Origin of the sequence: Fibrobacter sp. (genome assembly GCA_024399065.1) — a bacterium.
In the GTDB taxonomy this organism is placed as follows: Bacteria; Fibrobacterota; Fibrobacteria; order Fibrobacterales; family Fibrobacteraceae; genus Fibrobacter.
Genome location: JAKSIB010000064.1, coordinates 1 through 9951, shown reverse-complemented (window position 1 = coordinate 9951; position 9951 = coordinate 1). Strand labels below are relative to the sequence as shown.

Genomic DNA, 9951 nt, shown 5'->3' with positions numbered 1-9951 from the left:
AGCTGATGATCTTCAACAACGAAATGATGAAGATGGACAAGCGCTACCGCGAACCTTGCGAAACCTTCGTAAAGCTCCTGCAGCCCTTTGCTCCCCACATCGCCGAAGAAATGTGGAGCATCCTCGGTCACGAAGGTTCCTTGACAAATGTTGCATGGCCTGAAGCCGACGCAAGCAAGGCTGTGGAAAACACCGTCGAAGTCGTGTTCCAGGTGAACGGCAAGCTCCGCGCCAAGGCCAACGTCGCCAAGGACATGGACAAGGCTGCCTTGGAAGCCCTCGCCATGGCTAACGAACGCGTTCAAGAGTTTACCAACGGCAAGACTGTGGTTAAGGTCATTGCCGTGCCGGGTAAGCTGGTGAATATCGTGGTGAAGTAAAGGTTCGGTTGAGGTGGGGGAGGAATCCCCCTCGCTTCAGCCCTTCCCGCCCTTATAATCAAGCCCGCTTCGGCGGGCTTTTTCTATGCCCCCACCCAGGGGCTTCCGCTACCCCCACTGCGGGCGCTCATACGCCGCGCCCGCAACGCCCCGGCTTACTTCCTACTTTAAAATAGAGGGTGTTTCACGCCTAGACGGGCGAATGGGCGCTTGCTTTTCTTTGAAATAGATTGTATATTTGGAACAACAGGACCCCCCGCACCTCTCATTGATGTGTCCCAGGGGGGACATTTTTTTTATGGAAACAAAAAAGGCAACAACTTATAGGGAACAAGTAGAAAAAATCAAACAACGTGGCTGTTGTATTGAGAATGTTGATGTTGCTGTTCGCTGCCTTGAATCCATAAATTATTACAGATTGTCTGCATATTTCCTACCATTTAGAAATGCCGATGGTTCCTATAATGCCGGAACAAGTTTCTCAAGGATTGTACAGATATATGAATTTGATCGACTGTTGAGGAGATCGCTTTTTTCGGCTCTTGAAGAAATAGAAATTTCTATGAGGGCGAGACTTGCTTATTTCCATGCGCATAAATATAGCCCTGTTGGCTATTTGGATGCGTCGATTTATTCTCGCTCGCACAAACACCAAAAATTCCTAGAAACTTTCAATAGAGAAGTTGAACATAGTTCTAATGTTCCTTTTGTGAAGCATCACCAGGATTGCTATGATGGCGTGTTCCCTATTTGGGTGGCCGTGGAATTATTTTCGTTTGGCATGCTGTCCTATTTTTATGCGGACCTTGTTCTTGCGGATCAAAAACACTTTGCGAGTGAATGTTATAAGACCGTCCCGAAAAATCTAAAAAGTTGGCTAAGGTGCGCAACAGACTTGCGAAATATCTGTGCCCATTATGGAAGGCTTTACTATAGGATTTTTTCCGCAATCCCTGCAAACATTGAGGAAGTTGAAGAAAAGGATGAACGCTCTCTTTGGGCGGCGTTCCTTGCTGTGCGGAACTTGTATCCGAATCCTCAAAAGTGGAATGAAGAATTTCTCCCGTCAATTAAGGCGTTGTTTGAAAAGTATTCGTCAGCTATTCAATTGGAGCACATCTCTTTCCCAAAAGATTGGGCGGTGAAGGCGATTGCCAAGGAAGTTTAATCCTTGACGGAATCATCAGCTCGGCATATCGTCTGATGATTTACGAAACTTTTTCCCACAAAAAGGCGAGGAACTTCCTCGCCAAAGATGGACCTGGGTCTTGCGATTTTTCAGCGATTCAAACTGTGTAGAGCATGTCCCTATCAAGACGTATGTTCGATATTTTGCGAATATAGGGGACATTTTTTGTTTTTGACATAAAAAGTCACCAGTTTTTAATAGATTTAGATTGAAGGTGCTGAGATGAATCTTAAAGAGTTGCTGAAATTTCTTTTTCCTGAATACCAGATTTTTACTGCGGCAAAGAACTTGCCTCAGGGTTTGAGGGCAACCCCAAAAGTACAATCTACATCGTCTGTAGAAAAAACGGTATTGAAAAGCGAATCGAAATCGGAATCTGTGAAATCAGAACCGAAAGGGCATGAACCGGAAAAAGGGTTCGCTACGATTTTTACGAGACAGGATTCCAAGGCTTCAGCACATGCTGTAAAGGACAATGCAAAATCTTTTAATTTTAATCCTGTTCCCAAGGAACTTGCAAAAATTTGGATTGGGTCTGAAAAGGATATTCAATCCTTGGTTACTGCATTTAAGCGTCCTTTTGTAAGTGGGTACGAAGAAGAAAAGCCGAAAAACTCCATTCTTCTTTTGGGACACCTTAGTAGGGGAAAGGCTTATGCAATCCAGTGCATCAGTAAAATTCTCTGCCAACAAAAAATTTTGACATCATCGTCTGCGGAGATTATTGATCTTGGCCGTTATGCGAGCGATTCTTCTGGAACTTTGTTCTTGAGCGATATATATGCTTGCCTGAAGTCTAAGGCTGATGTCATTATATTTGAGCAACCGGAAAAAGCAGGGGCTGGTGAATTGGATATTCTTCAGCAGTTGTTGGAAAATGGCGTTTGTAAACTGAATAAGCGTTATGTGTCTAATAATGGAATGCTGATGGATGCGACGGGAGTTCTTCACTCCAATCCGATTTCTGAAATTTCTGCCAATGGCAAATTTTTTGTTTTTATTAGTACACTTCCCAAGGCGAAAATACTTTCTGTTCTTGGAAACAAGATTACGAAATTGTTCGGTGATGTTATTGAACTGGAGCCGTTCTCGCAAAAGCAACTTCAGGATATTGCATTTACGGAATGCAGGGCTTTGATTGACAAATGTTCTCAGATGCTTCATATTGAAGCGTCTTTTGATGATGATGTTGTCAATGCACTTGCGAAGATATTTTCACAAGATGCAGGTATCAAGGGCTTAAAGAAGTTCGTAGAAGAGTTCCTTTACAAAGGCCTCACTGAAATGCTTTTGCAAAATGCAATTGCGACGAATACGAAGATTCATCTTACCAGTGTAGAAAATGAATTCTTTGTATCTCTAGCCTCTGGCAAAAAATTGAATTTTGCTGATTATTCCAAAGATATAAATGCTTCGGAATTGGCTGATGTCAAGAAGGAACTTGACAACATTATTGGTCTGAAAAAGGTGAAGGATTATATTCGTGATTTGGAGACGAATGTCAAAATTCAGCAAATCAGAACGGCCAATGGTCTTCCGAAAGCGGATATCTCCATGCACATGATTTTTGCTGGAAATCCGGGAACGGGAAAGACTACTGTTGCGAGGATTGTCGCGAAATACCTGAAGGCTATAGGAGTGCTTTCCTCGGGGCATTTACGCGAAGTGACAAGAGCTGATCTTGTTGGACAATATCTTGGGCAAACCGCACAGAAAACAAATGAAGTCATCAATAGCGCTCTCGGTGGAGTCCTGTTTATTGACGAAGCCTATTCGCTTTGTCGAGATGCCGGAGATCCGTTTGGGCTTGAAGCCATAGACGCTATTGTAAAGGGGATGGAAGATAATAGGGAGAATCTTGTCGTCATTTTGGCTGGCTATGAATTGGAAATGAAGGATTTTCTTAAGACAAATTCCGGATTGAAATCCCGGTTCCCTAATATTGTTCATTTTGAAGATTACAGCTCCAAAGAAATGCTTGACATTGCAAAAGTTACTGTTAAGTCCAAGGGGTACAAAATGGATGCGGATTGCGAAAAACCGCTTCTTAGGATATTTGAGGCTTCGCAGGTCAAGGGCAAAAATGATGGCGGAAACGGAAGACTTGTCCGTAATGTTGTGGAGGCCGCGATTTTACAACAGTCGAAGCGTGTCGTGAAAAATCCTGTGAATTTGGATCTTTTAATTCCTGAAGATTTTGGATGCTTTGGGCCTAAGGATTTTGATCTTGAAAGCGAATTGTCTAAAGTTATTGGACTTGATTCCGTCAAACAGTACATCCGGAGCTTACAAGCTCGCTTAAAGCTTAAGGAGGCTCGCAAACAAGCTGGATTGAAAACCTCTGACACGCAAACGATGCACATGATTTTTGCAGGCAATCCAGGCACCGGTAAAACGATGATGGCCAGGACCGTTGCGAATGTCCTTTACAATATGAATGTAATCACCACGAATAAGTTGGTGGAAACGGATCGCTCGGGACTAGTGGCTGGCTATGTTGGGCAGACAGCCATAAAGACAAGAGAGGTCATTGAGTCTGCACTCAACGGAGTCCTATTTATTGACGAGGCATATGCACTTGCCCAAGGTGGCCCTAATGACTTTGGCCGCGAGGCGATAGATACCCTTGTTAAGATGATGGATGATAATCGCGATAGATTGGTGGTGATTCTTGCAGGTTACAGCAGTGATATGGAAAATTTCCTGAATCAAAATGCTGGCTTGCATTCTCGATTTGCAAACATTATTGAATTCCCAGATTATTCTACGGATGAACTTATGCAAATTGCGGGCAAGTTCTACGGTGACCAGGGATATATTTTGGATGACGGTGCTAGCGAATGCTTGCGGAAAAATTTTGAATCAGCAAAGATGAACCCTCAATTTGGCAATGGTCGATATGTAAGAAACATCTTTGAAAAATCCCTGAATAATCAAGCTCTTCGACTGAGTGATTCCAATGATTTTTCCAAGACTGCGCTTACAACCATTACGGCCTGTGATTTGGAGGGGGTGTAGTGTGAATCAAGGAAACAGGTTCGGTGCTTACGCTTGGTCCATGAATGTACTTGCTGCGTGGATCATATTACTTTTTGTAACGATTGTTGAAGTTATAATATGTGTATCCATTTTGGATGGAACCTTGACTGTTGTATCGGGGAATTTGGCGATTACACTTGTCACTTTATTTTTCTTCATTCCTCCTTTTGTAATTACAGAGGAAATCTTTCAAGAAATTTATATAAGGAATCCTCTAATTCGCCCCCTGTATGCGACTACTTTAGCTTATTTAACAATCGTTGCGTTGATTCAGATATCGTATGCGATTTTTAATTCAAATTTGATTGCTTTGGGATTTTTGCTTCTTGGACGTTTTGTAATGTGCCTTTTCTTTCAAAAATATCCGATGGATTCTTTGAATGTTTGATTCGGTAAGAACATTTTTTGCAGGAATGTGGTTTTGCTTAGTGCTGATTCCCACTATGGTATTGGGAGCACTTTTTTATTTAGGAATCTTAATGTTTATTCTATCTATGCTTACTACGGGCTATAGTTTGCCTAGTTTTGGACTGACATATTTTAAAATAGTGTCTATTCCTTTTTTGCTGACAAATATATTTTTTAGACGTTGCTATACCATGATTGACAAACTTTATCCGTTCAGTATTTTTGCTCTGTGTAATTTTTTTATTGTTGCGTTGGCTGAAAAAATTCTTGCTTATGGATTTGATGTCATTGAACCAACAAGGCATCTGTTGACAATTATTGCTGTAATAGTTCAAGTATTGGTGTGTAGAATTATTATGGGATTTTATTTTAGAAAACATCCGTTTAATTAGGATATAGAATTTTTATGGAACAGAAAGAACGTAAAATGAAAATTGAAGGGGTTGCTCACGCTGAGCTGAATGGTGGAGAAACTTCTTCCTCTAGATTGGGGATTGAAAAAGATACTCCTGACATTCAATCCTTTTCTCCGGCACAAAATGAATCTTTACGAAAGAATATGAAAACGGAAACATCGAAGGATGATGTCGATGTCAAACAGAAGGAAAAAATTGATAAGTTTTCCGATGCTGTGGATGGAAACAAGGATTGTCTTCATGAAAATTCTTCGCCTGAAACGGTCGTTCGTCGTAAAAAGAGATTGGTACTTTGGTCAGCAGTTTTGGCAGGACTTTTGGCAATTTCTTTTGCTGTGCGAGGTGTTAGTCCCATGGACACCCCTATTAGCACGAGTGTTGGTGCTCAGGAAATCTTGAAACAGCAGTGGTCGGACAAATTGGAACTTGGGGCTAGGTTAGTAAAGAACGATGATCAAATAACCGTTCGGCAAGCGGATATGGTAATAACGCATGACAAGACTGAAAAGTCGACTAAGGTTCATATTTGGGACTATGCCGCTGAGGATGGAGATTATGTTCAACTTAAAGTAGATGGAGTTGCTATTACAGAACCGTTTATGATACATCACAAACAAGTTTCTTTTGATGTTCCCGCAGAATCCAAAGTGGAAGTCGTTGGAATTCGTGATGGCGGTGGTGGAATTACATATGCAATTCGTTATGATGTTAATGGTACTGTTTATCTCAATGGCATGGGTATCGGTGGCTCTAATACATATACATTGACTCGAAGCCAAGTGACGGAATAGTTTTTGAAGGAAACAACCCATAACGGATTCGTTATGGGCTGTTTTTTTGTATTAAACGCTATATCCGGGACCGTGTGTATTCAAATCCACTAGCGGTTTATTTACTTTCTTCCTTTTCTTTATTACGAGTTCTGTTTTATTCAAACACCATTTTTTTTCTTGAAGGCTGATGCGATAAGCTCTTGTTCGCTTCGCGAAATGCCTATGTCTGTTGCGACCTTTTGCCACTTTGAAACAACGTCGTTTGTTTTTTTGATAATCCTGTTTGCATCGCTTGGCGCGATGCCGAAATAGGGCGCAACTTCTCTTGCCAAATTGTAATCTAGATTTGCTTCGCTTTCGTTAATGTTCAACGAAAGTTCTGTTCCATATTCGTCGGGTGTCAAGTCATAAGCTGGTGACAGTGTCCAGCCTTTGGGCGTTAAGAGGAAACCGTGGTTTCTCAGGTGGTCGTCACAATTGGAAATGGCAATGTTGAAAATAATTCGTTTGAAAAGCTGCTCTAAGTTGCCTTGCACATTTACGCAATGTTCAGAAATCCACTCTACCAATTCAAGGTAGCTGGCTCCGGTTCCTCCATTAGCTCCATCGTTATAATCCAAATGCGTCATTGCCGATGTAAAATGCTTGCGGACGTTATTTTCTGTTCGGTCAAATCTTTTTGTTAAAAAAGTGTGATATTTGGAACCGAGTTTAATGCATTTAAAGTCGCTGATTTCTACACCGCATTTTTTTGCAAGAGTCATGCAGACAGTTTCCCAAGCTCCGACATCTTTTCGATCTTTTTTACTTGGGAACTTGGCTATCCATAGATGACCATGTTCATCGACAACATTTGCTTTTGGTCGCGCTCCTCCGAGAGAACTTCCTGGACGTAATAGCATTTTTAACCAACGGTCATCAATGGAATTTTCATCCTGTTCCAATTTTAGGCTGGCTGCCTCTAATTTTCGAAGGGATTCCCAAGGTGGTGTCGCTAGTTCTTTGTCGTTGTCGATGAAATCACCGTCAAGACTCTGTTTGAATCGCAGGGCTCCCATGCGGCTCTCATCAAAAACTCCCAGTAGATAATCTAATTCAGTCCTGGGAATTACGGGGCGTCCTTCCTTTCTAGCCAAAATAGTTTCCCTGCGGTCAATGAGTTGTCGCCCCCAACGGTCGGGAGTGGAATCTAAGAAAACGCCAAAGTTATCTTTGTCAGTAGGTGCGTATTGTTTTCCCCGAAATAGGCTTAGGTTAGGATCAAAAATTTGAAAAATGGGATTGTTTAACCAGAACTTGTCAAATTCAAAGGAGAAGATGCTTTTGCCTCGTTGCAAGGTTTCTTGCAGAATGCCCATGAGAACAGGCTCGAGGACCTGCTCGTTATGGAAGAATACGTATACGGACCGATTATTCATTTTGCGAGACCTTATTTCTTGCTGGCGCGTTCTCTTACGTTTAGTTTTGCGTCTTGGAGTTTTCTGCCGAGTTCGTCATCTTTTGCTACAAGGAGTATATCACTTGCAAGTCCCAACGCAATCAGTACCCTAAAATAATGGCCCATGGAGACGCCTTCATCACCGCTTTCGATTTTTATCAAGGTGCCACGAGAAATGTCTGCCCGTTCGGCGATTTGTTCTGCCGAGAGGTCGCGGCGAAGTCTGGCTAGTTTTATCTGCTTGCCAAGGTTGTTTAAAATTCTTTTCTGCGATGGTAATAATGCTCTTTTCATAATGTTTTACATAATATACAAAAATTGCTTAAAATGTTCAATATATTGAACATTATGAATGAACTTTATGGACTTGTCTATGAACTTGACCATTTAGATGAAAATGTTCCTGTACTGGTAAGAATGCGTCAAAAGCGTCCTTTTATACCCATTTCTGCTCTTTACTCTTCCATTTTCGCGAAAAGTCTTTATTGTTGAAGCATGCTTGTATTGGCAATTCAAGAAAGTTCTGCAAAGATGCGATAACTTCTTGAAATGAAATCTCGGGCAATTTTGCTTTTCTCAGAAAAGCTTTCCACTTGGTTCCCATAGATTGATCGTTGTGAAATTGAAGGACTTTCTGAAAACGATTCATATCATAATTACGTTGTCGATTTTCGAAGGTCCTCGCGATGGCGGTTTTCAATGTTGTACCATCAAAATCAAAATTTTGAAGAATGAAGTGAATGTCAAAATAATCCTTCATTCGACTGGAAAGTTCCATTCGATCAAGGATTGCGTCAATTTTTTCCGCGATGATTGTTTCTACGGGGTAAACTCTTACTTGAGGGCTTGAAAACCCTTCGACTTGAACAGGAAAGGTTGCTGTTTTTGGTTTTGGAATGATTGTGTCTCCAAATCCAAAATCAATGTTTATTCCTGTACGGGTGTTTTTGATTTTCACGATGAGAAATGCAGAAACCCCAGTGTATTTCTTTTCTTTGGCAATCTCTTTTAGATTTGCCAATTCGAAAGTTACAAAGTCATTTTCTGATTCCGTATTTATTATCTCGTGAATGATTTCGCGCATTCTTTCTGGAGAATTTGAGAGGTTCTCAACGAGAAAATCTGCGTCTCGGGTTGTTCTGCTTCCAAAATTTGAAAGCGCGTAAATGAGCAGGCCGCCTTTCAAAATAAATGCATCTTTGTATTTTGAAAGGTTGATTCTACGGATGAATTCTTCCTGGCAAAAAAGCTGAAGGCTTTGCATGCTGTTCCAGCCCATTTCCTTGGACTTATTTCGTATTTTGGCAAGTACCGATGCTGCGCGATCAGCCATTGAACAGAACCTCCATAATTTCTCTAACTTTCTTTTGTACTCGCATTTTTCGGGCGTAATCCAGAAGCTTCATTAGATTCTTTTGAGGGTCGCTTGCGTAGGCGTTCAAGGCCTTGTTGAATAGCTCGCTGTCTATTTTGTTGCGGTACTTGAAGCAGTCGCAGACGCATCGTTCTCGATCGTAAATTTTTAGTTCGAACCCGTTGATGTTTTCTGTACTTAGTCCAATATTGAAAAGTTCTTCTTGCACATATCGTGGTTTTAGAAAAAGTCCTTCAATTTTAAGTCTGGAACGTGAAAATGACCTAGGCACGGAAATTGTCCATTCCGTGGGGGCGTGGTCGCTATAGCCGTAATAGTAGAGTGCCGATTCCATGCAGATGACCGCATCGGACAAGAGTTCTGCAAGCAACCGTTCTTCTGCTATTTCGTTCGTCGGAATGGCACTGTACACGCCTTTGCGAACTCTGTAAAGTTTTCCGCTAGTGCAGAATCTAGACAATTCGTCATTGCGGATTCCGTTGTCGTTGAAGTCGGATGTTCTGACGATACCATCGTATGAGGCTACAATGTCGTGTGCTACCGTGATTTTGGACATGGTCTAAATATACAATAAATGATACACAAATGCAAATGTTTGTGTATTGTTTGTTGTGTGTAAAAATCTACGGCATATTTATAAATGTGCCGTAGAAATTTGTATGTTTTTTGTTTAAATTGAAGAATTGTGGGTCTTTTTCTTGTGTTTTTGCCTAGAAAAAGACCTGTTTTGCAATGCTAGTTAGGTCTTTTACTTGTTTTTTTTGTGAGAAAAAGACCTTGTTTGGCAATAACCCGAAATTTTAAACCATCGGTAAAAATTTAGATTTTACCGATGCAAGAGTTGACTGCCCCCCTTTCCAATCTTGAAGCTGAAAAAACAGCCCTGTTAAAACGTTTGCAGGAAATTGACGAGCAGATAGCCTTACTAAAACG

Annotated in this window: 10 protein-coding genes; 6 read left to right on the top strand and 4 right to left on the bottom strand. The window is 41.3% G+C overall.

The genetic code is table 11. The features are described 5' to 3' along the window. From MJZ25_16040 to MJZ25_16015, 6 genes are all read left to right on the top strand, one after another. On the top strand, nt 1-380 hold a 380-nt coding region (locus MJZ25_16040), incomplete at its 5' end, for a class I tRNA ligase family protein (GenBank protein ID MCQ2125685.1). Between the two features lie 298 nt (nt 381-678). Then, the gene (locus MJZ25_16035) at nt 679-1548 is read left to right on the top strand and encodes an Abi family protein (protein MCQ2125684.1); all 870 of its coding nucleotides are present in this window, start codon (nt 679-681) and stop codon (nt 1546-1548) included. A 243-nt stretch (nt 1549-1791) separates the two neighbouring features. After that, nucleotides 1792-4587, top strand: a complete 2796-nt coding sequence (locus MJZ25_16030) for an AAA family ATPase (GenBank protein ID MCQ2125683.1) — start codon at nt 1792-1794, stop codon at nt 4585-4587. 1 nt (nt 4588) lies between these two features. Further along, a complete protein-coding gene (locus MJZ25_16025; protein ID MCQ2125682.1) occupies nt 4589-4996 on the top strand; it encodes a hypothetical protein in 408 nt (135 codons plus the stop codon). Continuing rightward, the gene (locus MJZ25_16020) at nt 4989-5408 is read left to right on the top strand and encodes a hypothetical protein (GenBank protein ID MCQ2125681.1); all 420 of its coding nucleotides are present in this window, start codon (nt 4989-4991) and stop codon (nt 5406-5408) included. The genes MJZ25_16025 and MJZ25_16020 overlap by 8 nt, the downstream gene beginning before the upstream one ends. Before the next feature lie 14 nt (nt 5409-5422). Beyond that, entirely contained in the window at nt 5423-6223 is an 801-nt protein-coding gene (locus tag MJZ25_16015) for a hypothetical protein (protein ID MCQ2125680.1), read from the top strand. Between the two features lie 140 nt (nt 6224-6363). On the opposite strand, the gene MJZ25_16010 is transcribed toward MJZ25_16015, so the two are convergent. The 4 genes from MJZ25_16010 to MJZ25_15995 form a co-directional block, all read right to left on the bottom strand. Further along, nucleotides 6364-7563 (bottom strand): HipA domain-containing protein, encoded by a 1200-nt coding sequence (locus tag MJZ25_16010; GenBank protein MCQ2125679.1) that lies wholly within the window; start codon nt 7561-7563, stop codon nt 6364-6366. Nucleotides 7564-7634: 71 nt separating this feature from the next. Beyond that, nucleotides 7635-7937 carry a helix-turn-helix domain-containing protein gene (locus tag MJZ25_16005; protein MCQ2125678.1) on the bottom strand — a complete coding sequence of 101 codons (303 nt, stop codon included), beginning with the start codon at nt 7935-7937 and terminating at the stop codon, nt 7635-7637. Between the two features lie 142 nt (nt 7938-8079). Further along, the gene (locus MJZ25_16000) at nt 8080-8976 is read right to left on the bottom strand and encodes a nucleotidyl transferase AbiEii/AbiGii toxin family protein (protein MCQ2125677.1); all 897 of its coding nucleotides are present in this window, start codon (nt 8974-8976) and stop codon (nt 8080-8082) included. Then, nucleotides 8969-9574 (bottom strand): hypothetical protein, encoded by a 606-nt coding sequence (locus MJZ25_15995; GenBank protein MCQ2125676.1) that lies wholly within the window; start codon nt 9572-9574, stop codon nt 8969-8971. Before MJZ25_15995 ends, MJZ25_16000 begins: the two co-directional genes overlap by 8 nt. Nucleotides 9575-9951: the final 377 nt, after the last annotated feature.